General features: G+C 66.8%; 20 protein-coding genes. 3 read left to right on the top strand and 17 right to left on the bottom strand.

The window, feature by feature from the left end; translation table 11 throughout:
• Window positions 1–27: 27 nt before the first annotated feature.
• The 6 genes from ruvX to ATC04_RS09185 all read right to left on the bottom strand — a co-directional run bounded on the left by ruvX (window position 28) and on the right by ATC04_RS09185 (window position 6,156).
• Window positions 28–501, bottom strand: coding sequence for a Holliday junction resolvase RuvX (gene ruvX, locus ATC04_RS09210; RefSeq protein WP_047119183.1), 474 nt, complete (start codon window positions 499–501; stop codon window positions 28–30).
• The gene (gene alaS, locus ATC04_RS09205) at window positions 494–3,184 is read right to left on the bottom strand and encodes an alanine--tRNA ligase (protein WP_047119184.1); all 2,691 of its coding nucleotides are present in this window, start codon (window positions 3,182–3,184) and stop codon (window positions 494–496) included. The genes ruvX and alaS overlap by 8 nt, the downstream gene beginning before the upstream one ends.
• Window positions 3,185–3,203: 19 nt before the next feature.
• Window positions 3,204–3,413 (bottom strand): hypothetical protein, encoded by a 210-nt coding sequence (locus tag ATC04_RS09200; RefSeq protein WP_047119185.1) that lies wholly within the window; start codon window positions 3,411–3,413, stop codon window positions 3,204–3,206.
• 39 nt (window positions 3,414–3,452) lie between these two features.
• Window positions 3,453–3,824: a DUF948 domain-containing protein gene (locus tag ATC04_RS09195; RefSeq protein ID WP_047119186.1), complete on the bottom strand. Its 372-nt coding sequence runs from the start codon at window positions 3,822–3,824 to the stop codon at window positions 3,453–3,455.
• Between the two features lie 122 nt (window positions 3,825–3,946).
• Window positions 3,947–4,570, bottom strand: a complete 624-nt coding sequence (gene rpsD, locus ATC04_RS09190) for a 30S ribosomal protein S4 (RefSeq protein WP_047119187.1) — start codon at window positions 4,568–4,570, stop codon at window positions 3,947–3,949.
• A gap of 203 nt (window positions 4,571–4,773) precedes the next feature.
• The gene (locus ATC04_RS09185; RefSeq protein WP_231736077.1) at window positions 4,774–6,156 is read right to left on the bottom strand and encodes a replication-associated recombination protein A; all 1,383 of its coding nucleotides are present in this window, start codon (window positions 6,154–6,156) and stop codon (window positions 4,774–4,776) included.
• A 98-nt stretch (window positions 6,157–6,254) separates the two neighbouring features.
• On the opposite strand from ATC04_RS09185, the gene dtd reads away from it, so the two are divergent.
• On the top strand, window positions 6,255–6,692 hold the full coding sequence (dtd, locus tag ATC04_RS09180) for a D-aminoacyl-tRNA deacylase (RefSeq protein WP_047119189.1): 438 nt from the start codon (window positions 6,255–6,257) through the stop codon (window positions 6,690–6,692).
• Window positions 6,693–6,695: 3 nt separating this feature from the next.
• On the opposite strand, the gene ATC04_RS09175 is transcribed toward dtd, so the two are convergent.
• The 4 genes from ATC04_RS09175 to hisS all read right to left on the bottom strand — a co-directional run bounded on the left by ATC04_RS09175 (window position 6,696) and on the right by hisS (window position 11,598).
• Window positions 6,696–7,022: a PadR family transcriptional regulator gene (locus ATC04_RS09175; RefSeq protein ID WP_047119190.1), complete on the bottom strand. Its 327-nt coding sequence runs from the start codon at window positions 7,020–7,022 to the stop codon at window positions 6,696–6,698.
• A gap of 52 nt (window positions 7,023–7,074) precedes the next feature.
• Window positions 7,075–8,229: a hypothetical protein gene (locus ATC04_RS09170; protein WP_047119191.1), complete on the bottom strand. Its 1,155-nt coding sequence runs from the start codon at window positions 8,227–8,229 to the stop codon at window positions 7,075–7,077.
• A 155-nt stretch (window positions 8,230–8,384) separates the two neighbouring features.
• A complete protein-coding gene (gene aspS / locus ATC04_RS09165) occupies window positions 8,385–10,187 on the bottom strand; it encodes an aspartate--tRNA ligase (RefSeq protein ID WP_047119192.1) in 1,803 nt (600 codons plus the stop codon).
• 88 nt (window positions 10,188–10,275) lie between these two features.
• Entirely contained in the window at window positions 10,276–11,598 is a 1,323-nt protein-coding gene (gene hisS, locus ATC04_RS09160) for a histidine--tRNA ligase (RefSeq protein WP_047119193.1), read from the bottom strand.
• Between the two features lie 183 nt (window positions 11,599–11,781).
• Between hisS and ATC04_RS09155 the strand changes: the two genes are divergently transcribed.
• A complete protein-coding gene (locus tag ATC04_RS09155) occupies window positions 11,782–13,140 on the top strand; it encodes a DUF349 domain-containing protein (RefSeq protein ID WP_047119194.1) in 1,359 nt (452 codons plus the stop codon).
• A 59-nt stretch (window positions 13,141–13,199) separates the two neighbouring features.
• Entirely contained in the window at window positions 13,200–13,844 is a 645-nt protein-coding gene (locus ATC04_RS09150) for a hypothetical protein (RefSeq protein WP_152666844.1), read from the top strand.
• Here the strand turns inward: ATC04_RS09150 and ATC04_RS09145 are convergent, their stop codons facing one another.
• From ATC04_RS09145 to ruvC, 7 genes are all read right to left on the bottom strand, one after another.
• On the bottom strand, window positions 13,845–16,112 hold the full coding sequence (locus tag ATC04_RS09145) for a bifunctional (p)ppGpp synthetase/guanosine-3',5'-bis(diphosphate) 3'-pyrophosphohydrolase (protein WP_047119196.1): 2,268 nt from the start codon (window positions 16,110–16,112) through the stop codon (window positions 13,845–13,847).
• A gap of 273 nt (window positions 16,113–16,385) precedes the next feature.
• Window positions 16,386–17,360: a protein translocase subunit SecF gene (secF, locus tag ATC04_RS09140; protein ID WP_047119197.1), complete on the bottom strand. Its 975-nt coding sequence runs from the start codon at window positions 17,358–17,360 to the stop codon at window positions 16,386–16,388.
• Window positions 17,353–19,089 carry a protein translocase subunit SecD gene (gene secD / locus ATC04_RS09135; protein ID WP_047119198.1) on the bottom strand — a complete coding sequence of 579 codons (1,737 nt, stop codon included), beginning with the start codon at window positions 19,087–19,089 and terminating at the stop codon, window positions 17,353–17,355. The genes secF and secD overlap by 8 nt, the downstream gene beginning before the upstream one ends.
• A gap of 56 nt (window positions 19,090–19,145) precedes the next feature.
• Window positions 19,146–19,565 (bottom strand): preprotein translocase subunit YajC, encoded by a 420-nt coding sequence (gene yajC / locus ATC04_RS09130; RefSeq protein WP_052772376.1) that lies wholly within the window; start codon window positions 19,563–19,565, stop codon window positions 19,146–19,148.
• Window positions 19,566–19,750: 185 nt separating this feature from the next.
• Window positions 19,751–20,800, bottom strand: a complete 1,050-nt coding sequence (ruvB, locus tag ATC04_RS09125) for a Holliday junction branch migration DNA helicase RuvB (protein WP_060617010.1) — start codon at window positions 20,798–20,800, stop codon at window positions 19,751–19,753.
• 9 nt (window positions 20,801–20,809) lie between these two features.
• Window positions 20,810–21,433, bottom strand: a complete 624-nt coding sequence (gene ruvA, locus ATC04_RS09120) for a Holliday junction branch migration protein RuvA (RefSeq protein WP_047119199.1) — start codon at window positions 21,431–21,433, stop codon at window positions 20,810–20,812.
• 85 nt (window positions 21,434–21,518) lie between these two features.
• Entirely contained in the window at window positions 21,519–22,118 is a 600-nt protein-coding gene (ruvC, locus tag ATC04_RS09115; RefSeq protein WP_047119200.1) for a crossover junction endodeoxyribonuclease RuvC, read from the bottom strand.
• Window position 22,119 lies beyond the last annotated feature (1 nt).

Below are 22,119 nucleotides of genomic sequence, written 5' to 3'. Positions count from 1 at the left end.
GGGTTCCCGGGTTGCCGGGTTCGGGCGCTACTTCAGCACCACGCGGCTTGCCTGCACACGCACGCTGTTGCGTCGCATGTCCAGCACCTGCTGCAGGATCTCGATCGCGGCGGCCTGGTCGACGACCTCGCGGTGCGAAGCCATCTTCTTGCCTGAGGCATGCAGCGCACGGTGGGCGCTGACGCTGCTCAGGCGCTCGTCGACCAGGAAAACCTCAACCTCGATGCTAGCCGCATTTGCCTCTTCGACCAAGGCAATGGCGTAGTCACGTGCCATTTTGGTGGATTCCGTGGCGTTCCCGGACAGGGCCTTGGGTTCGCCGATGTAGACCTCGGACACACCGCGGTCCACGATCATGCGCAGCAGCAGGCGGCGGTCGGAGTTCTTCTTCGCGTCGCGGCGCAGCGTCATCACCGGGGTGGCGAGCAAGCCCGAGGGGTCGGAGACGGCGACGCCGACGCGGGCCAGGCCCACGTCGACGCCGAGCGCGATGCTAGCCATTGGCCAGCGCCGCGCGGATCGCGTCCAGGGCGTCGTCGATGCGCGAAGCATCCTGGCCGCCGCCCTGGGCCATGTCGTCCTTGCCGCCGCCGCCGCCGCCGAGCACGCCGGTGGCGGTGCGCACCAGCGCGCCGGCCTTGAAGCCGTTGGCGCGGGCTTCCTCGTTGGTCACCGCGAGCACCAGCGGGCGTCCGTTGGACACGCCGATCAGCACGATCACCGCGGCGTCCGAACCCAGCTTGCCGCGCAGGTCAAGGGCCATGGTGCGCAGTGCATCGGCCGAATCGACCGCGCCGGCGTTGTGCGCCAGCAGGCGGGTGGCGCCGATGGTGACGACCTTCTCCAGCAGCTGCGCGGACTGCGCGAGCATCGCGGCGCTCTTGAGCTCCGCAATCTGCTTCTCCGCTGCCTTCAGCTTGGCCACGGTCTCGTTCACGCGCTCGGAGACCTGGTTGCTCGGCACGCGGAACAGGCCCGAGAGCTCGGAGACCAGGGCGCGCTCGGCGGCACCGTGGCGGAACGCCTCCATGCCCACCAGCGCCTCGACGCGGCGGTTCCCCGAGCCCACGGAGGCTTCGGAGAGCAGGGTCAGCTGGCCGATGCGGGCGGTGGAGTCCACGTGGGTGCCGCCGCACAGCTCGCGCGACCAGGCGCCGTTCATCTCCACCACGCGCACGTCGTTGGAGTACTTCTCGCCGAACAGGCTCATCGCCCCCAGCTTCTTCGCCTCGGCCAGCGCCATCTCGTTGGTGACGACCTGGTGGTTGGCGGCGATCGCCAGGTTCACGACCTCTTCGACCTCGCTGCGGGCGGACGTCGACAGTGCCTCGGCCCAGGAGAAGTCGAAGCGCAGGTAGCCTGCCTTGTTGAAGGAACCGGCCTGGGTGGCGGTGTCCCCCAGCAGCTGGCGCAACGCGGCATGCACCAGGTGGGTGGCCGAGTGCGCCTGCTCGCCGGAGTGGCGGCGGATCGCGTCGACCTGGGTGCGCACCAGCGCCTCGGCGGGCAGCTCGCCCTCGCGCACGATGACCTTGTGCACGTTCAGGCCCTTGACCGGGGCCTGCACGTCGGTGACCTCCAGCACGAAGCCGTCGCCGGTGATCAGGCCGACATCTCCGGCCTGGCCGCCGGATTCGGCGTAGAACGGGGTCTCCTCCAGCACCAGGTCGATTTCCTGGCCCTGCTCGGCGAACGGCACCACGGCGCCGTCGCGGATGATGCCGCGGATCTTCGACTCGCCGGCCAGGGTGTCGTAGCCGGTGAAGTGCACATGGCCGGCCTCGGCCAGCGCGGTGTACACCGACAGGTCGGCGTGGCCCGACTTCTTGGCCTTGGCGTCCTTCTGGGCGCGGGTGCGCTGCTCGTTCATGAGCTCGCGGAAGCGCGCCTCGTCGACCGCCAGGCCCGCCTCGGAGGCGATCTCCAAGGTCAGGTCGATCGGGAAGCCGTAGGTGTCGTGCAGCGCGAACGCGTCGTCGCCCGAGAGGTCGTGGCCCTCTGCCTTGGCATGGGTCAGCGCTTCGTCCAGACGGGTGGTGCCCGAGGCGATGGTGCGGCGGAAAGCGCGCTCCTCGGCGTAGGCGATGCGGGCGATGCGCTCGAAGTCCTCTTCAACGATCGGGTAGACGCCCTTCATGGCGTCGCGGGAGACCGGCAGCAGCTCGGGAAGCACCTCGGTGTCCACGCCCATCAGGCGCATGGCGCGCACGGCGCGGCGGATCAGGCGGCGCAGCACGTAGCCGCGGCCTTCGTTGCCCGGGGTGACGCCGTCGGAGATCAGCATCAGCGAGGAGCGGATGTGGTCGGCGATCATGCGCAGGCGCACGTCGTTGGCGTGGTTCGGATCCTCGGGATCCTCGGTGGAGGTGTAGGTGATCGCGGCGAGTTCCGCGGCCTTGTCCAGCACCGGGCGGACCTGGTCGGTCTCGTACATGTTCTCGACGCCCTGCAGGATCATCGCCAGGCGCTCCAGGCCCAGGCCGGTGTCGATGTTGCGCTTGGGCAGTTCGCCGGCCACGTCGAAGTCGGTCTTCGAGCGCACCGCCGAGAGCTGGTACTGCATGAACACGAGGTTCCAGATCTCGATGTAGCGGGTCTCGTCGACCGCCGGGCCGCCCTCCTGGCCGTACTCGGCGCCGCGGTCGTAGTAGATCTCCGAGCAGGGGCCGCCGGGGCCGGGCTGGCCGGTGTTCCAGTAGTTGTCTTCCTTGCCGGTGCCGACGACGCGCTCGCGCGGCAGGCCGATTTCCTCTTCCCAGATGCGGCGGGCCTCGAGGTCCTTCTCGTCGCCGTCCTCGTAGACGGTGACCCACAGGCGGTCCTTCTCCAGGCCGTAGCCGCCGTCCTCGAGGCTGTTGGTCAGCAGCTCCCAGGCGAAGTGGATGGCTTCCTTCTTGAAGTAGTCGCCGAAGGAGAAGTTGCCGCACATCTGGAAGAAGGTGCCGTGGCGCACGGTCTTGCCGACTTCTTCGATGTCACCGGTGCGGATGCACTTCTGCACCGAGGTGGCGCGAGTGTACGGCGGCTCTTCGCGCGCGGTCAGGTAAGGGATGAACGGGACCATGCCGGCCACCGTGAACAGCAAGGACGGGTCGGCCGAGACCAGCGAGGCGCTGGGCACGGCGGTGTGGCCCTTGGAGACGAAAAAGTCGACCCATCGACGGGCAATTTCCTGCGTTTTCATCGTGTTACGGATGATCCCTTCATTTAGCTGAGTCCACGCCGAGGGCGGAACGTAATTCTTCTTCGCGTGCATGCATTGCGGTGCTGAATGCCTGCGCGATCTCCGAGACGCGGTCGGCGTACTTGCCGACCTGGCGGTTCAGGGCCGCCCCGGAGGAAACTTCGGTGTATTTTTTGGACGCCAGCACGCCAATGCCGACGCCGATCGAAACCCACAAGAGCTTTTTCATTCTAGTCTCCTTGCCTGAGAGGCAGTTGGTCGTCTGCGGTTAGCGGCTGCGGCGGGCCTTGCCTGAGGGCTTGGAGTTCATCGCGGCCTTGACGCCCTCGGTGAAGGCGGCGACCTTGATCAGCGGTTTGCCGACGGTGGCGGCGACCAGGGAGGACAGCGCCGAGACGTTGGCGGTGGCGTCGGAGACGTTGGAGGTGATCGCGTCGACCTTCTTGAGCTGGTCGTTCGTGGTCGCGACGGTGTTGGTGACCTCGCCGATCAACGGGGTGGTTCCGTCTGCCAGGTCCTTGATCGAGTTGCGCAGCTCGTCGAACACCTTGCCCAACTTGATGATCGGCACCGCGAGGATTGCCACCAATATGACGAACGCTCCAGCGGCGATGAGCCCTGCGATATCCGAACCCGACATGTGCTTCCTCTTCTGCTTGGGTTTTTGCTGCCAGTCCACCTTATCGAAGTGTGAGCCTGAACAGGTAGTTAAGCGGATGGCCCGCAACCGGAAATCGGTTGCGGGCCATCTGGCGCACGGGTTTAGCGTGCGTAGTACTCGACCACGAGGTTCTCTTCGCAGGTCACCGGGATCTCGGCGCGCTCAGGAGCGCGCAGGAAGGTGGCCTGGAGGGATTCCAGCTTGACGTCCAGGTAGGCAGGAACGGCTGGCAGCACCTGTGCGTGCTCGCCGGCTGCGGCCATCTGGAACGGAACCATCTTCTCGCTCTTCTCGTGAACGTGGATCAGCTGACCCGGCTTCACGCGGAACGATGGGCGGTCCACGCGCTGGCCGTTGACCAGGATGTGGCGGTGCACTACCAGCTGGCGGGCCTGCTGGATGGTGCGGGCGAAGCCGGCACGCAGAACGAGGGCATCCAGGCGGGACTCGAGCAGAGCCAGCAGGTTGTCACCGGTCTGGCCGCCGAGGCGCTTGGCTTCCTTGAAGGCGTTGAGCATCTGTACTTCGCGGATGCCGTACTGGGCGCGCAGACGCTGCTTCTCGCGCAGACGCACTGCGTAGTCGCTGTCCTGCTTCTTGCGGGCGCGGCCATGCTGACCTGGACCGTACGGACGACGCTCCATGTACTTTTCAGCTTTAGGGGTCAGGGCAAGGCCGAGGGCGCGCGAGAGGCGCACGGTACGGCGGGCACGGGCATTAGCCATTGATGTGTCCTTTTCATTTAAGCGACGGAGTCTACTGGCCTCCCGGACGGAGAGTGCTTGGGCGTCGCGTCCCGATGAAACACTGCAACCGCATAGGCCCCGGTCGCCCGGGGAGAATGCGGCTTGCCAGCCAAAGTTCAAGTTTACACGAATGAGCCTGCGCCCGCGGTGAGGTTTGCCCCACATCCGCGGCCGGGCGGAGCTCAGCGTTTGCGGCGCGGGTCCTTGGCCCGGATGATCTCGCGCAGTCGGGACAGCCTGGCGCCGATGGTCTTCTCCGCCCCGTTGGCGGTGGGCGTGTAGTAGTTGGTGCCAAGCAGGTCGTCGGGCAGGTACTGCTGGGAGGCGATCGAATGCGGGGCGTCGTGGGCGTAGATGTAGCCGGTGCCGTGGCCCAGCGCCGTGGCGCCCGGATAGTGGGCGTCGCGCAGATGGTCGGGGACCAGCGAGCCGCGGCCCTCGTTCACGTCGGCCAGCGCGGCGTTGATCGCGTTGTACGAGGCGTTGGACTTCGGAGCGGTGGCCAGGTGCACGGTGGCCTGGCCGAGCATGATGCGCGCCTCTGGCATGCCGGTCAGCGCCACGGACTGGGCGGCGGCCACCGCCAGCGGCAGCGCGGTGGGATCGGCCATGCCGACATCCTCGCTGGCGGAGATCATCAGGCGGCGGGCGATGAAGCGCGGGTCCTCCCCCGCGGCCAGCATGCGCGCCAGGTAGTGCAGGGCCGCGTCCACGTCCGAGCCGCGGATCGACTTGATGAACGCGGAGATGATGTCGTAGTGCTGGTCGCCGTCCTTGTCGTACCGCTGCACGGCCTGGTCCATGGCCAGGTGCACGTGGGAAGCCTCGACCTGCACCGGCGGCGCCACGTCCTTGCCCGCGGCGTTCCAGGCGACGGCGCCGGCGGCCTCCAGCACGGTGAGCACGCGCCGGGCATCGCCCTGGGCCAGCCGGACGATCGCCTCGCGCTGCTCGGGATCCAGTGCGACCTGGCCGTCGAAGCCGCGCTCGTCGGACACGGCCCGATCCACCAGCTCGGCCAGGTCCGCGTCGGTCAGCGGGCGCAGGGTCAGCAGCAGCGAGCGCGAGAGCAGCGGGGAGATGACGGAGAAGGAGGGATTTTCGGTGGTGGCGGCGACCAGCACGACCACGCGGTTCTCCACCCCGGGCAGCAAGGCGTCCTGCTGGGCCTTGTTGAAGCGGTGGATCTCGTCGAGGAACAGCACCGTGGTGACCCCGCGCAAATCGCGGTCGTCCTTGGCCTGCTCGATGACCCGGCGCACGTCCTTGACCCCTGCGGTGATCGCGGAGAGCTCGACGAACTTGCGATCGGTGGCGCGGGCGATCACGTGGGCGATGGTGGTTTTGCCGATGCCCGGCGGGCCGTAGAGGATCACGCTGGAGGGCCCTGCCGGTCCGGTTTCCGGGTGCTCGGCCAGCTGGCGCAGCGGCGAGCCGGGGCCGAGCAGGTGCTGCTGGCCGACCAGCTCGTCCAGGGTGCGCGGGCGCATGCGCACCGCCAGCGGCGGACGCGGCCGATTGATTGCGCCTTCGCTGCGCGCGGCGGCAAAGTCATCGTCATCCAGGGCATCGAACAAATCGCTCACCCACCCAGCCTAGCGATACTCTGGAGGCTGCGCCCGCACGCCGGGCGCCGCCACCCCGCCGCTTTGGAAAGGATCACATGCGCGCCGTCATCCAGGTCGCCAGCACCGCCCACGTCGAGGTCGAGGAATCGATCGTCGGCGAACTGCCCTCCCCGGGGCTGGTGGTCCTGCTCGGGGTCACCCATGAGGACGACGAGGCGACCGCGCGCAAGGTCGCGGAGAAGATCTGGCGCCTGCGCATCCTCCAGGACGAGGCCAGCGCCGAGTCGACGAACGCGCCGCTGCTGGTCATCAGCCAGTTCACGCTGTACGCCTCGGTGCGCAAGGGCCGGCGCCCCTCGTGGTCCGCCGCCGCGCCGGGAGCGGTGAGCGAACCGCTGTACGAGTACTTCGTGGGCTGCCTGCGCCAGCTCGGGGCGCACGTGGAAACGGGGCGCTTCGGGGAAATGATGAACGTGTCGCTGGTGAACTCCGGGCCGATGACGATCATCGTGGATTCGGCGCACTTGGCGTAGTTCTCAGTTTTCACCCACGACAAGCTTGGCGAAGTCCGCAAAGAGCCGCAGCTGCCGGGCGAGCTGTTCCCGCCCTGCCGGTGTCAGCTCGTAGACCTTGCGTCCAGGTCCGCCCTGGCCTTCTTCCCACGTCGTGCTCACTGCTCCGGAAGCTTCGAGTTTTGCCAGCGCGGGATAGAGCGCTGCACCCTTGGGCGGGTCGAATCCCCCGGCGGCCAATGCCTTGGCAATTGCATAGCCATGGGCGGGACCGTTCTCGAGCTGGGTCAGCAGCAGCGTTGGCAGCACGGCTCGCTGCCAACCGGCAGGAAAATGTGAATTGCTTGTCATGCCCGGCCTGTTCTGGCGCGACCGTTGCTGCTTGTAAAGGGTTCTACAAACACTAGATATTGTCCTGGCGTTCGCTGACGGCATCGGCTGCCTGTTGCAGGGCTCGCAGCTTCGCCTGAACATGCTCTCCACGCTGCGAGGGAAGCAGTCTGGTAGCGAAGTAAGCCAGCAGCAGCATGCACAAAAAGGCGAGGAAGGCAGTCCACCACGAGATTCCGTTGGTGGATATTTCGCCTATATTACCGGACAGGTAGTAGCCGAATAGCAGCAGCAGCGCGCAATTCTTGAGCATCCAGCGACGATGCACCGCGGCTGCATTGCCCGGCGCCGCCTGGATGGCGAATTCGTTGGGTGTGCCCAGATCGTTGACGATGTCCGTGGTGTTCGCCTCCTGGGAGTTCTCGTGCCAGCCCTGCCTGGCTTCTTCCAGCACAGAGGCAGCTTCCCGCCGGGTGAATCCGTAGCGGCCGCGAAGGATTCTCCTGGTCTGCGCAAACCATAGACCTGGATCCAGATTCAGGGCCGCCTCGTCGGCTGGGGAATGCGGCTTCGCGCTCGCCTCTGGCAGGAAGAAGACGCCCACTGCGAGCAGTAGGCCAAGCATAGGGACAACGGCATTGGGCGCTGGGATCGCCGCATCCTCCCCGGCCATCATGAACAGCGGCACTGCCACCAGGACGGTCGTGGGAAGCCCTACGGACAACAACAGCCATGCCGCCTTGAAACGCGAAGCGAGACGCAGGTAGGCGAAGCCCGTTCCAATGAGGGCTAGGGAGCCTCCCGCGATGAAGCAACCCAGCTGCCAGTACGTCCAACTCCAGGCGAGCCAGCCGTCCCTGAATGCGATCCAGAGGCCGAAGCCGACGGCCATGGCACCGATGGTGAGGCCAAATCCCAGAACGAGCGTGCGGAAGCTGTCAACGGGCAGTTCATCCTGGCCAAGCTGTTGGGGGGATTTGATTTCGCGCACTCGATGCTTGCCAAAAATCCAGCCGTTGCCCAGGAGCTGCTCGGCGGATTCGCCACTGGCATGGATCCACTCGCGCTGGGCGAGCAGCTCTTCTTCGCACTGCGCCGGCGTGGCATCGGCGATGACCATGGCCGCATGGAATTGCTCGGCCCATTCGCGGTCGCCCGCTGGGTAGGAGTTGATGATTTTCGCGGTTGTGCTGAGTTCTGGATTGCTGCGTTCTGGATTGCTGCCCATCGCCGCCTCGCCGAAGTCGTCCTACTAGATCAGTTTTCAACCTAGTGCAGTTTTTTTCCCATGGCAAGCGCCAGCACGGGCCCGGCTTAACGGCAACGGGGCCGGGAGGATCCATGCGGATTCTCCCGGCCCCGTCCAGGCAGCTTGGGCCAAGGCTATTTGGCTTCTGCCTCAGCCCTCGACTCGGCGTCGGCCTTCTTCTTCTCGGGCTTGAAGTCGATCCCGGCCTCCTTGCGCTGCTGCGCGGTGATCGGCGCCGGAGCTTGGGTCAGCGGGTCGAAGCCGCCGCCGGTCTTCGGGAAGGCGATGACGTCGCGGATGGACTCCGAACCGGTGAGCAGCTGCAGCACGCGGTCCCAGCCCAGGGCGATGCCGCCATGCGGCGGGGCGCCGTACTTGAAGCCCTCGAGCAGGAAGCCGAACTGGGTCTGCGCCTGCTCCTCGCTCACGCCCATCAGCTTGAAGACGCGCTCCTGCACGTCGCGCTGGTGGATACGGATCGAGCCGCCGCCGATTTCGTTGCCGTTGCAGACGATGTCGTACGCGTAGGACAGGGCCGAGGCAGGGTCGGTGTCGAAGGTGTCCAGGAACTCTGGCTTCGGGCTGGTGAACGCGTGGTGCACAGCGGTCCAGGCGCCGGCGCCCACTGCCACGTCGCCCGAGGCGACCGCGGCGGAGGCAGGTTCGAACATCGGTGCGTCAACTACCCACACGAAGGCCCAGTCGCCGTCCTTGATCAATCCGGTGCGGTGGCCGATCTCCACGCGGACCGAGCCGAGCAGGGCGCGGGATTCGGCCTTGTCGCCGGCGGAGAAGAAGATGCAGTCCCCCGGCTTGGCACCGGTGGCGGCGGCCAGGCCCGCCTTCTCCTCATCGGAGAGGTTCTTGGCCACCGGGCCGGCCAGCTCGCCGTCTTCCTTGAGCAGCACGTAGGCAAGGCCCTTCGCGCCGCGCTGCTTGGCGAATTCCTGCCAGGCATCCAGGGTGCGGCGGGGCTGCGAGGCGCCGCCGGGCATGACCACGGCGCCGACGTAGGCCGACTGGAACACCTTGAAGGAGGTGTTCGCGAAGTACTCGGTCATCTCGGTCAGCTCGAGGCCGAAGCGCAGGTCCGGCTTGTCCGAACCGTACTTCTCCATGGCCTCGGCATAGGTCATGCGGCGGATCGGGGTCGGGATCTCAACGTCGATCAGCGCCCAGATGGCTTTGACCAGCTTCTCGCCCAGGGCGATGATGTCGTCTTCCTCGACGAACGAGGCCTCGATGTCCAGCTGGGTGAACTCCGGCTGGCGGTCGGCGCGGAAGTCCTCGTCGCGGTAGCAGCGCGCGATCTGGTAGTACTTCTCGAAGCCGCCGACCTGCAGCAGCTGCTTGAACAGCTGCGGGGACTGCGGCAGCGCGTACCAGCTGCCCGGGGACAGGCGGGCGGGAACGACGAAGTCGCGGGCGCCTTCCGGGGTGGAGCGGGTCAGCGTCGGGGTCTCGATCTCCACGAAGCCCTCGTCGTGCAGCAGGTTGCGGGCCACGCGGTTGACCTCGGAACGCAGGCGCAGGTTGCGGGTCGGGGTCGGGCGGCGCAGGTCAAGGTAGCGGTGGCGCAGGCGCGCCTCCTCGCCGACCTCGACGTGCTCATCAACCTGGAACGGCAGCGGCGCGGCGGTGTTCAGCACGATCACCTCGTCGGCGATCACCTCGATTTCGCCGGTGGGCAGGTTCGGGTTCTCGTTGCCCTCCGGGCGGCGCTCGACGGTGCCCTTGATCTGCAGCACGAACTCATTGCGCAGCGGGTGGAAGTCCTCCTCGTCGCGCACCACGACCTGGGCCACGCCCGAGGCGTCGCGCAGATCCAGGAACGCCACTCCACCGTGGTCACGGCGGCGGGCGACCCAGCCGGTGAGGGTGACCTGCTGTCCAATGTGCTCGGCGTTTAGCACGCCCAGCTGATGAGTGCGTAGCACTACGATCCTTTCGGTCGATTCGACAAAGTGCGAAGTTCTTCTTCGCAAGAGTTTAGTGCACCCGGTGCGGGTGCAGGGCGGCCGGAGCCTAGCCGACGGTGTTGTACAGGTCCTGCGCCGGCGGGGCCCAGACGGCCGGATCGGCGGAAACCTGCTCGCCGGAACGGATGTCCTTGACCTCGTGGGTGCCGTCCGCGTGGGTGAACCAGACGAACGGAATCCCGCGGCGATCTGCGTACTTGATCTGCTTGCCGAACTTCTCCGCGCTGGAGGCCACCTCGCAGGCGATCCCCCGTCCGCGCAGCGCGGCGGCGACGTCTTGCGCCTCGTGCCAGGAGTCGTCGTGGGCGAGGGTGACATACACCACCGAGGGCACCGAACGCGCGGCCTTCACCGTTTCCTCGGCGAGGATGCGGGAGATCAGGCGGGTGACGCCGATGGACAGGCCAACACCCGGGTAGGTCTTCTTGCCCTTGGAGGCCAGCGACTCGTAGCGTCCGCCCGAGCAGATCGAGCCCAGCGATTCGTGGCCCACCAGCACGGTCTCGTAGACGGTGCCGGTGTAGTAGTCCAGGCCGCGGGCGATGGACAAGTCGGCCATGACCTTGCCCGGGGCGCGTTTGGAGGCGGCGGCGATGACCTGCGAGAGCTCGTCCAGGCCGGTGTCCAGCAGCTCGTGCTCGACGCCCAGGGCGCGGACCTGCTCGACGAAGGAGGTGTCCATGGTGCGGATCTTGGCCAGCGCCAGCGCGGCGGCCGCCTGCTCGGCGGTGGCGCCGACGTCCTCGATGAGGATCTTGGCCACGGCGTCGTCGCCGATCTTCTCCAGCTTGTCGATGGCGCGCAGCACCGCGTCCGGGTCGTCGAGTCCCAGGCCGCGGTAGAAGCCCTCGGCGAGCTTGCGGTTGTTCACGCGCAGCCGGAAGTCGCCGATCGGCAGGGCGGAGAGGGCGTCGGCGATGGTCAGCGCCAGCTCGACGTCGTAGCTGAAGGGCAAGGTGCCCTCGCCGACCACGTCGATGTCGGCCTGGGTGAATTCGCGGAAACGGCCGTCCTGCGGGCGTTCGCCGCGCCAGACCTTCTGCATCTGGTAGCGGCGGAACGGGAAGGCCAGGTGGCCGGCGTTCTCCACCACGTAGCGGGCGAAGGGCACGGTCAGATCGAAGTGCAGGGCCAGCGCGTTCGGATCGTCCTTGTCGTCCTCGGCGGCCAGGCGGGAAAGGCCGTAGACCTCCTTGTCGATCTCGCCCTTGCGCAGCAGCTGCGCCCGGGTTTCCACGGCGCGGGTCTCGATGTTCGCGAAGCCGTGCAGCTCGAAGGTGCGGCGCAAGGTGTCGAGCACATGCTGCTCGACCACCCGCTCGGCCGGAAGCCATTCGGGGAAACCTGATAGGGAGGCCTTGCGTGCCATGAAACTCCTTGGTGCATCGTGCTGTAGGCAAAAACTGCGCGCAAACCGCCGTGCGAACGCGCCACCTACCCATCTTATAGCGCCAACACGAAGAAACCTGCGCACGTCGGCTTACTAAGAAGCGGAGGTCACAGGTAGAGTTGGCTGAGCAAGTACAGCGCAAAAAGTGAAAGAGTTTCAGCGGTGACCACCAGTCAGCAATCCGACGACAGCCAGAAGACCCCCGTGCCGCAGGCCGTAAAGCCTGCCGCGAAGCCGGTCGTAGCCCAGCCAGTCGTGCATTCCACGCCCCTTGACGAAGCGGCCAAGTTCGCCCGCGTCGCCGAGGACGGCCACGTATTCGTCATCATCGACGGCGCCGAGCACCCGGTCGGCCAGTACCCGGACGCGACCGCCGAGGAGGCCCTGGCCTACTTTGTGCGCAAATATGACGACGTCTTCTCCCAGCTGATGCTGCTCGAGCAGCGTGTGGCAGCCAAGGCCCCGGCCGGCGAGATGGGCAAGACCATCGACGCGCTGGCCGCCGCCGTGGCCGAGCGCCACATGGTCGGCGACATCGCGCTGCTGGAATCCCGGCTGGAAACCGTGCGCGTGGCGGTGCAGGAGCTGTCCGCCGCCCAGCGCCAGGCCAACGAAGCCGCCCGCGCCGAGCAGCTGGCCGTGCGCGAGGGCATCGTCGAGCAGGCCGAAGCCATGGCCGCCAAGCGCCCTGAACAGATCCAGTGGAAGACCGCCTCGGCGGCCATGAACGAGCTGTTCGAGAACTGGAAGGCGACCCAGCGCTCCTCGGTACGCCTGCCGCGCGCCACCGAAGACGCCCTGTGGAAGCGCTTCCGCGCCGCCCGCACGACCTTCGACCGCCACCGCCGCGCCTACTTCTCGCAGCTGGATTCCACCAACGCCGCCGCGAAGGCAGTCAAGGAGGAGCTGATCGCGCGCGCCGAGGCGCTGCAGAACTCCACCGACTGGGCCGCTACCGCCGCAGAGTACCGCAAGCTCATGGACGAGTGGAAGAAGTCGCGCCGCGCCTCGCGCAAGGACGACGACCAGCTCTGGGGCCGCTTCCGCGCCGCCCAGGACGTGTTCTTCCAGGCCCGCGCCGAGGCCAACGCCGCCGTGGACGCCGAATTCGCCGCCAACCTCGTGGTGAAGGAAGCCCTGCTGGAGGAAGCCCGCGCGCTGCTGCCGATCAACGACCTGGCCGCCGCCAAGGCCAAGCTGGATTCGATCCGCGGCCGCTGGGAAGACGCCGGAAAGGTGCCGCGCGGGGACCTGCAGCGCATCGAGTCGGCGCTGCGCCAGGTGGAGGACGCCGTGAAGAGCGCCGAGGAAGAGCAGTGGCGCCGGTCCAACCCGGAGACCAAGGCCCGCTCGAACTCCATGCTCTCGCAGCTGCAGGAGACCATTGCCGCACTGGAGGCCGACCTGGCCGCCGCGCAGGCCAAGGGCAACGCCAAGCAGATCGCTTCGGCCCAGGAAGCCCTGGACGCCCGCCGCATGTGGCTGAGCACCCTGGAGAAGTCGGCAGCCGACTTCGAGTAATAATCCACAGTTCGCCTGTGCACCGCCAACGCGGCGGCGTCACCTGCTTCAGTAGCCCTATGGAGAATCTACATCCCACGGCTTCTGGACGGTGCGCCGCCGCGTTGCGCATTCCGGAGGATCTGCTGATTGCCGGCGAGCTGTTCAGCCGCAATGAACTCGGGGCCATGGCCGGGCGCGGCCTGGTGCGCGAGGCGATGGGCAACTGCTTCGTGCCCATGTTCTTCAGGTACGACGCCGGGGTGCGGGCGCGGATCGCCGCGTTCGTCTCCGGGCGCCAGCTGCAGCGCCACGACGTGATCTGCCGCGAGACCGCCGCCTGGGTGCACGGCCTGCTGCCCTACACCTTCGCGCTGCGGATCAATTCGCCCGGCTACCGGCGGCCCTATCGCCCGGGCAACGGGCTGCAGGTGAGCTTCTCGCAGCTCGAGCTGGCCGAGGAGGAGATCATCTTCCGCCATCGGGTGAAGGTCACCAGCCTGCTGCGCACGGTGTGCGTCTGCGCAGCCTACGATCCGCTGCCCAGCGCCACCAGGGTGCTGGCGGAGGTGGTGCGGCTTCAGGACAAGTTCCTGCATTTGGATGCGGTGGCGCAGCGGCTGGCGCAGTATCCCGCGCAGCCCGAGGTGTCCCGGGCGCTGCGGCTGGTCGAGTCCTTCGCCCCGGAGCGCCAGCTGGACGGGGACCGGCCGGCTGCGGCCTAGCTAGCGCCGGGAGCCTGCGGTGGTGCGGTAAACGTCGTACACGCCGTCGATCCGGCGCACCTGGTTCAGCACGTGGCTCAGGAACTTCGGGTCGCCCATCTCGAAGGAGAAGCGGGAAATCGCCACACGTTCCCTGCTGGTCTGCACCGAGGCGGAGAGGATGTTCAGGTGGTTCTCGGAGAGGATCCGGGTCACGTCTGAAAGCAGCGACTTGCGGTCCAGCGCCTCGACCTGGATTTCCACCAGGAAGACTCCGTTGTGCTTCGAAGCCCAGGAGACGTTCACGATGCGGTCCGGCTCCCCGGCCAGCTGCGCCAGGTTCAGGCAGTCGGTGCGGTGCACCGAGACGCCGGCACCGCGGGTGACGAAGCCCTGGATCTCATCCGGCGGCACCGGGGTGCAGCAGCGGGCCAGCTTGACCAGCACGTCGCCCACGCCTTCCACGATCACGCCGGCGTCGTTCCCGGTCCGCTTGGTGGGGGCGTTGACCTTGACGTCGGCTTCCTCGTCGACCTGCTCGGCCTCCGGAGGGCCGATGAGCGCGGTGAGGTGCTCGATGACGTTCTGCGCGCTGGTGTGCCCGTCGCCGACCGACTGGTAGAGCGCGGAGATGTCCGAGTGGTGCAGTTCGCTGGCCACCGCGGAGAGCAGGTCGTGCGTCATCAGCTTCTGCAGCGGCAGCTGGTTGCGGCGCAGCTCCTTGGTGAGCAGCTCCTTGCCCTTCTCGATGGCCTCCTCGCGGCGCTCCTTGGAGAAGTAGCCGCGGATCTTGGCCTTGGCGCGCGGGGACTTGACGAAGTTCTGCCAGTCCTGGGACGGCCCGGCCCCCTCGGCCTTGGAGGTGAAGACCTCCACCACGTCACCCTGCTTGAGCTCGGTGTGCAATGGGACCAGTTTGCCGTTCACGCGGGAGCCGATGGTGCGGTGCCCGACATCGGTGTGGATGGAATAGGCGAAGTCCACCGGGGTGGCGCCCACCGGCAGCGACATGATGTCGCCCTTCGGGGTGAAGACATAGACTTCTGCGGAGCTGATGGTGTAGCGCAGCCCGTCCAGGAACTCCTCGGAGTCCTCGGTGTCGGCCTGCCATTCCATCAGGGAGCGCAGCCAGTCCATGTTCTGCTCCGGGGAGAGCATGGAGTTCGCGTGCTGCCCGTGCTTGTACTGGAAGTGCGCGGCCACGCCGTATTCGGCGCGCACGTGCATGTCGTGGGTGCGGATCTGGATCTCCACCGGTTTGCCCTCGGGGCCCATCACGGTGGTGTGCAGCGACTGGTACAGGTTCAGCTTCGGGATCGCGATGTAGTCCTTGAAGCGGTTGGGCAGCGGGTTCCACTGCGCGTGCACCACGCCCAGGGCGCCGTAGCAGTCCTTGACGTTGTCCACCAGGATGCGCACGCCCATCAGGTCGTGGATGTCGTCGAAGTCCTTGCCGCGCACGATCATCTTCTGGTAGATCGAGTAGTAGTGCTTCGGGCGGCCGGAGACCGACGCGTGGATCGCCACTTCGCCGAGATCCTTGTCCAGGGTCTGGCGGATGTTGGCCAGGTACTTCTCGCGTTCGGGGGTGCGGTCCCCCACCATGCGCACGATCTCCTGGTAGACCAGCGGGTGCAGAGCGGCGAAGGACAGGTCCTCCAGCTCCCACTTGACGGTGTTCATGCCCAGGCGGTGGGCCAGCGGCGCGAAGATCTCCAGGGTTTCCTTGGCCTTGCGCGAGCTGGATTCGGGCGAGACGTAGCGCCAGGTGCGGGCGTTGTGCAGTCGGTCGGCCAGCTTGATCAGCAGCACCCGGATGTCGCGGGACATCGCCACCACCATCTTGCGCACCGTCTCGGCCGGGGCCGCGTCGCCGTAGGTGACCTTGTCCAGCTTTGTGACGCCGTCCACCAGCATCGCGATCTCCTCGGAGAATTCCTTCTTGACCGACTCCAGGGAGTACTCGGTGTCCTCCACGGTGTCGTGCAGCAGGGCGGCGGCGAGGATCGAGCCGGTCATGCCCATTTCGGCCAGGATCGTGGCCACTGCCACCGGGTGGGTGATGTAGGGGTCCCCGCTCTTGCGCTTCTGCCCCTCGTGGTACTTCTCGGCGACCTCGTAGGCGTGGACCAGCAGGTCCAGGTCCGCCTTGGGGTGCTTGGACTTCACGGTGCGCAGCAGCGGTTCCAGCGTCGGCGAGGTGCTCGGGGTGCTGCCGCGGCCTGCGAAGCGCACCAAACGTGAGATCGAGCGTCGTTTCCCATTGTTCAGGTTAGGCGTGTTGGCCATGCCCCGCTCCTTCCACGTTGCACCGGTCAAACAGAGACGGCGTCGCGCACGGCGAGATGATCGCCAGGTGCCGACGCCACTGCCTGCGTTCGGTCGAGATCAGTGCCGCCGCGGGGGTTACCGCGGCTACCAGTAAAAACACGTTCTCCAGTTTATTCGTTATAGCACGTGAACCCGGTGTCCACGAATTCCGCGGTGTCACGGGTTAAGAAAATCGGCACCCCGCCACACAGGTGGCGGGTGCCGATTTTCTTCGGGCCGGGGGCCGGCGGACTAGGCCGCGGCGGCTTCCAGCTTCTTGGTGTGCGCGACGACCTCGGGGTCGTTGCGGCGCAGCCACGCGTACAGCGGGGCCTGGACGAAGATCGTGGACAGGGTGCCCACGATGATGCCGACGAACAGGGCCAGCGACAGGTCCTTGAGCGTACCGGCGCCCAACAGGTAGGAACCGATGAAAAGGATCGAGGCGACCGGCAGGACCGCCACCACGGAGGTGTTGATCGAGCGCACCAGGGTCTGGTTGATCGCCAGGTTCACCTGCTGCTCGAAGGTGCGTTCATTGCGCTTGGAGAAGTCCTTAGTGTTTTCGCGGATCTTGTCGAACACCACGACGGTGTCGTACAGCGAGTAGCTCAGGATCGTCAGGAAGCCGATGATCGCGCTCGGGGTGATCTCGAAACCGGTCAGCGAGTAGATGCCGCCGGTCACGATGATCACCGTGAACAGGCCGATGATGGCGGCCAGCGACATCTTCCAGGTGCGGAAGTACGCGGCCATCAGCAGGCCCACCAGCACCACGAAGACCAGCAGGCCGACCAGGGCCTGGCGGGAGACGTCCTGTCCCCAGGTCGGGCCGATGAAGTTGCTGGTGACCTCGTCGGCGCTCACGCCGTAGCCGGCGGCCAGGTCCTTGGCGATGGCCAGGGTCTGGTCGTCGGACAGGCGCTCGGTCTGGATGCGCATGGTGCCCGGGGCGATGTTGGTGACGGTCGCCTCGGCCTCCGGCGCGACGGCCTTGACTGCCTCCTCGCCGATGCCCTGCTCGGTGTGGGTCGTGTTCGACACGGTGAACTCCGAGCCGCCGCGGAAGTCGATGCCCAGATTGAAGCCGCCCTTGACGACGGGCAACAGGATGGACAAGACCACCAGGACCGCCGCGATGCTGAACCACAGGCGGTGCTTGGAGGTGAACGGGTAGGAGCGTTTGCCCGTGTAGAGCTCGTTGCCCCACGTGACCAGCTTATTCATTGTTCTCCTCCTGCGCCTGGTCCTTGGCGGCCTTCGCCTTGGTGGAGGCGGAGACCGCTTCGGCGCGGCGGCGTTCGGCGATGGTCATGCGCTTGGCGGCCTCTGCGCCCGCCTTCTGGTTCTTCTTCCCGCGGTTCGCATCGACGTTGTCGGTGAAGCGGCGGATCTGGCCCGCGCCCTTGTACAGCGGCTCGGCGCCGAGCAGCGAGGGGTCCAGGCCGGAGAAGCGGTGGCCCTCGGCGAAGAACTTCGTGCGTGCCAGCAGCACCAGCGTCGGGTGGGTCATGCCGTACACGACCACGAGGTCGATGATGGCGGTCAAACCCAGGGTGAAGGCGAAGCCTCGCACGTTGCCCACGGCCACGATGTACAGCACCACTGCCGCCAGCACGTTGACCGCCTTGGAGGCCAGGATGGTGCGCTCGGCGCGCTTCCAGCCGATGGCCACGGCGCTTGCCAGCGGACGCCCGTCGCGCAGCTCATCGCGCACGCGTTCGAAGTACACGATGAACGAGTCGGCGATCAGGCCGATGGCCACGATCAGGCCTGCCACGCCGGCCAGCGACAGGCGGTAGTTCATGCCCCAGCCCAGCAGCACCAGCGCCAGGTAGGTCAGCACGCCGGAGGCGATCAGCGACGCAATGGTCACGAAGCCCAGCGCGCGGTACTGGAAGATCGAGTAGATGAACACCGCGAACAGGCCGATGATGCCGGCGATCAGGCCGGCCTTGAGCTGGTCGGCGCCGAGGGTGGCGGAAACCTGCTGCTCGGACTGGATGTCGAAGCTGATCGGCAGGGCGCCGTACTTCAGCTGCTCGGCCAGCGCCTGGCTGGTCTCCTGAGTGAAGCCGCCGGAAATCTGCGGGCGGCCGTCGGAGATCACGGCGTTGGTCGTCGGGGCGGAGATGGTGTTGCCGTCGAGCACGATGGCGAACTGGTTGCGCGAACCGGTCAGCGAGATCAGCCGCTGGGTGGTGTCGGCGAAGGTCTTGGTGCCTTCGGAGTTGAACTCGATGACCACAACCCATTCGCCGGTGACCGAGCCGTTCACGCCGCGCGCCAGCTGGGCGTAGGCGTCGGAAATCTGGTCGCCGGGGATCTCCTGCGGACCGAGGATGTACTTCACGCCCATGCGCTCATCGCACGAGATCATCGGCTTGGCAGGATCGTGCGTGGTGGTGCTGGCTTCCTTCAGCTCGGTCGGGCAGTCGTAGGCCTCGAACTGCTTGTACAGGTCTGCGCTGATCCAGTTGGTGTCCGAAGGGTTCTCCGGTTTGCCGGTCGGCTTCGGCAGGTCCTTGGCAGGGGTGCGGTCGGCCTCCGGGGTGGCGTTGAACGCGCCGGTGATCAGCACCGGGCGAAACTCCATGTTCGCCGAGGCCTGGATCAGGTCGCGGGTCTCCTGGCTCGGAACACCCGGCATCGAGACGACGACGTTGCGTCCGGACTGGGTGGTGATTTCCGATTCGGTCACGCCGGCGCCGTCAACGCGCTGGCGGATGATCTCCACCGCCTGGTCCAGCTGCTCCTGGCTGATCGCCTGGTCGCCCTGGACACGCGGGGCCAGGATCATCTGGGTGCCGCCCTCCAGGTCCAGCGCGAGCTTCGGTGCGAAGCTCGTCTTGCCGCTGAGCACGCCGCCCACCAGCACGCCGGAGGCGATGAGGAAGACCACCAGCAGCCACAGCAAGGCTTTGCGTGCCTGCTTCACAGGTCTAATTGATGACATCTAATGTGCTTTCTCGTCTAGGCGGACCAGATGCGGACCGCCGCGAATCGGCCTGGCTAGGCGTTGCGCTCGTCCTTGCCCTCGTCGTTCAGGCGACGAAGGGACTCCTCCGGGGTTTCCACGGTGGACGACGGGGCATCGGCCTCGGCCACAGTAGGGGCGGTCGCCGCGGCAGCAGCGTCGTTGTCCAGGAAGGTTGCAATGGCCTGGCGGTGCAGGGTCAGCACCACGCCGTTGGCGACTTCGACCTGCACGCGGTCCTCGGCATCGATACCGACGACGGTACCGAAGATGCCCGAATTGGTCATGACCTTCGCACCCGGGACGGTGTTGTTCTTCAGTTTCTCCTGCTGGGCTGCCTGCTTCTTGCGCCCGCGGAACATCATGAAAATCAGCACTGCGAACAGCGCGATCATCAGGATCATCGAGGGGTTGAAGCCGCCGCCGGCGGCCTGGGCGATCACCAGAGAGTTCACGTAAATTACCTGCTAACGATTCGTTGCGAATGCTGAAAATTCGGGATGCTGCGGGCGTCAGCGACGCGCAAAACAGCAAAGACGCCCCACCCAGGCCCTGTCGAGGGCATAGGTCAGGCGTCTTTAGTCTAATGGGTGCGCGACTACGGGCGAACCATTTACGCGTCCGGTGAAGCGATGCTGGTCTAATCCTCATCGTTTTCATAGCTTTGGGCGCTGGCGAAAATGGCGTCCTTGGGCATGGCGATCCCCAGATGCTGCCAGGCGCTGGGCATTGCGATTCGCCCGCGCGGGGTGCGTCCCATCAAGCCCTCGCGCACGAGATATGGCTCGGCGACGGTCTCCACGGTTTCGGTTTCCTCACCGACCGCAATGGCCAGGGTGGACAGGCCCACCGGTCCCCCGCCGAACTTCAGGCACAGCGCCTCGAGCACCGACCGGTCAAGTCGGTCCAATCCCCTGGAGTCGACCTCGTACATGTCCAGCGCGGCTGCCGCGGATTGCGCGTCGATCTCCTCGAGCTTGTGCACCAGCGCCCAGTCGCGCACGCGGCGCAGCAGGCGGTTGGCGATGCGCGGGGTCCCGCGGGAGCGTCCGGCGATTTCGGAGAAGGCTGCCGAGGTAACCCGCAGGTCCAGCATCATGGCCGAGCGGCGCAGCACCAGCTCAAGCTCCTCGACGGCGTAGAACTCCAGATGGCCGGTGAAGCCGAAGCGGTCGCGCAGCGGGCCGGGCAGCAGGCCTGCGCGGGTGGTGGCGCCCACCAGGGTGAACGGCGGCAAATCCAGCGGGATGGCGGTCGCGCCGGCGCCCTTGCCCACGACGATGTCGACGCGGAAGTCCTCCATCGCCATGTAGAGCATTTCCTCGGCCGGCCGCGACATGCGGTGGATCTCGTCCAGGAACAGCACTTCGCCTTCGGTCAGCGAGGACAGGATGGCGGCCAGGTCGCCGGCATGCTGGATGGCAGGTCCCGAGGAGATGCGCAGCGGCGCGTTCATTTCCGCAGCGATGATCATCGACAAGGTGGTCTTGCCCAGCCCCGGAGGGCCTGAAAGCAGCACGTGGTCGGCGCTGCGTTCGCGGATCTTGGCCGCTTCGAGCACCAGGGAAAGCTGCTGGCGCACGCGGGCCTGGCCCACGAAGTCGTCCAGGTTGCGCGGGCGCAGCGCGGCTTCCAGCGCATGCTCCTCCGGTTCGCTTCCGGCGTGGGTCAGCGGTTTGGAATCAGACACGGGGTAATCCTATCGGGCGCGGTTGGCGCTGGACATGCTGCGCAGGGCCGCGCGCAGGATGTCGGCCACGTTGCCGGTGGCGACGATGTCGGGATCCGCCTTGGACAGCGCCTTGAGCGTGGCGGTGGCATCCTTCTCGCTCCAGCCCAGCCCGGTGAGCGCCTCGATGACCTGCGGTTCCCAGACCGAGGCGGAACCGGCAGCTGCGGATCCGGAGGGCACCGGGGCGCCGGTGGGAACGAGCTTGCCGTTCAGCTCCAGCACGATGCGGCTGGCGCCCTTGGGGCCGATGCCGGAGACCTTGGTGAAGGCGGCGGTGTCCTTGGTGTTGGCGGCGATGCGCACTTCTTCGGGGGTGTGCACGGCGAGGATGGCCAGGCCGGTACGCGGCCCGATGCCGGAAACGCCGATGAGCACCTCGAAGACGTCGCGTTCCTCGGTGGTGGCGAAGCCGAACAGGGTCATCGAGTCCTCGCGCACCACCATGGAGGTGTGCACGGTGGCCTCGCGTCCCTGGTGCAGGGTGGACAGCGTGCCGGGGGTGGCATTGACCAACATGCCAAAGCCGTTCACGTTGAGCACGGCGGTGTTCAGGGACACCGCTTGGACGGTGCCGGTCAATGAGCTGATCATGCCACTCCTTGGGATATATGTTCGATCCCAGACAGTTTATCGAAGATACCTACGAAGCGCGACGTCTGCCTGTCGCGGGTGAGTCTCAGCGCCGGGCGGCGCGGTGCTTGGCCGAGGCCTCGGCGGCGATCCAGGCGCGTTGGGCGGTGGTGAGCTGCCGGGACCCGGAGGAACTGGCAGCGGAGGCGGAGGCATTGGAGCCGGCGGCCGCGCCGCGCCATGCGTGGGCGATCGCCAGGGCGACCGCGTCGGCGGCGTCAGCTGGTTTGGGTGGCTCGTCCAGGCGGCAGATCTTGGCGACCATCTTGCCGATGGCGGCCTTGGTGGCCTGCCCGGAGCCGGTGACCGCGGCCTTGACCTCGGTCGGGGTATGCAACGCCACGGGGATGCCGCGGCGGGCGGCAGCGGTGATGACGATGCCGGTCACCTGCGCGGTGCCGATCACCGTTGAGACGTTGACCTGGGCGAAAACCCGTTCGATGGCCAGCACGTCCGGCTTGTGGGTATCCAGCCAGGCGTCGATCGCGTTCGCGATGGCCAGCAGGCGGGCATCCAGCGGGGTGCCCGGCGGCGTGCCCGCGACGGTGACGTCGACGAGTTCTACTAGTCGGCTTGCAGAAACGTCGACCACGGCCAACCCGCAGCGGGTCAGGCCGGGGTCGACGCCCACGACTCGAAGGGACAAA

The sequence above is a fragment of the Arthrobacter sp. YC-RL1 genome, assembly GCF_001454985.1.
Classification (GTDB): domain Bacteria; phylum Actinomycetota; class Actinomycetes; order Actinomycetales; family Micrococcaceae; genus Glutamicibacter; species Glutamicibacter soli.
The sequence above is the reverse complement of the archived record's forward strand: the minus strand, read 5'-3'. Positions and strand labels throughout refer to the sequence as shown.

Coding starts and splice junctions, on each gene's coding strand:
- ruvX (WP_047119183.1), bottom strand. CDS start 501: ATGGCTAGCATCGCGCTCGGCGTCGACGTGGGCCTGGCCCGCGTCGGC.
- alaS (WP_047119184.1), bottom strand. CDS start 3,184: ATGAAAACGCAGGAAATTGCCCGTCGATGGGTCGACTTTTTCGTCTCC.
- ATC04_RS09200 (WP_047119185.1), bottom strand. CDS start 3,413: ATGAAAAAGCTCTTGTGGGTTTCGATCGGCGTCGGCATTGGCGTGCTG.
- ATC04_RS09195 (WP_047119186.1), bottom strand. CDS start 3,824: ATGTCGGGTTCGGATATCGCAGGGCTCATCGCCGCTGGAGCGTTCGTC.
- rpsD (WP_047119187.1), bottom strand. CDS start 4,570: ATGGCTAATGCCCGTGCCCGCCGTACCGTGCGCCTCTCGCGCGCCCTC.
- dtd (WP_047119189.1), top strand. CDS start 6,255: ATGCGCGCCGTCATCCAGGTCGCCAGCACCGCCCACGTCGAGGTCGAG.
- ATC04_RS09175 (WP_047119190.1), bottom strand. CDS start 7,022: ATGACAAGCAATTCACATTTTCCTGCCGGTTGGCAGCGAGCCGTGCTG.
- ATC04_RS09170 (WP_047119191.1), bottom strand. CDS start 8,229: ATGGGCAGCAATCCAGAACGCAGCAATCCAGAACTCAGCACAACCGCG.
- hisS (WP_047119193.1), bottom strand. CDS start 11,598: ATGGCACGCAAGGCCTCCCTATCAGGTTTCCCCGAATGGCTTCCGGCC.
- ATC04_RS09150 (WP_152666844.1), top strand. CDS start 13,200: ATGGAGAATCTACATCCCACGGCTTCTGGACGGTGCGCCGCCGCGTTG.
- ATC04_RS09145 (WP_047119196.1), bottom strand. CDS start 16,112: ATGGCCAACACGCCTAACCTGAACAATGGGAAACGACGCTCGATCTCA.
- secF (WP_047119197.1), bottom strand. CDS start 17,360: ATGAATAAGCTGGTCACGTGGGGCAACGAGCTCTACACGGGCAAACGC.
- secD (WP_047119198.1), bottom strand. CDS start 19,089: ATGTCATCAATTAGACCTGTGAAGCAGGCACGCAAAGCCTTGCTGTGG.
- ruvA (WP_047119199.1), bottom strand. CDS start 21,433: ATGATCAGCTCATTGACCGGCACCGTCCAAGCGGTGTCCCTGAACACC.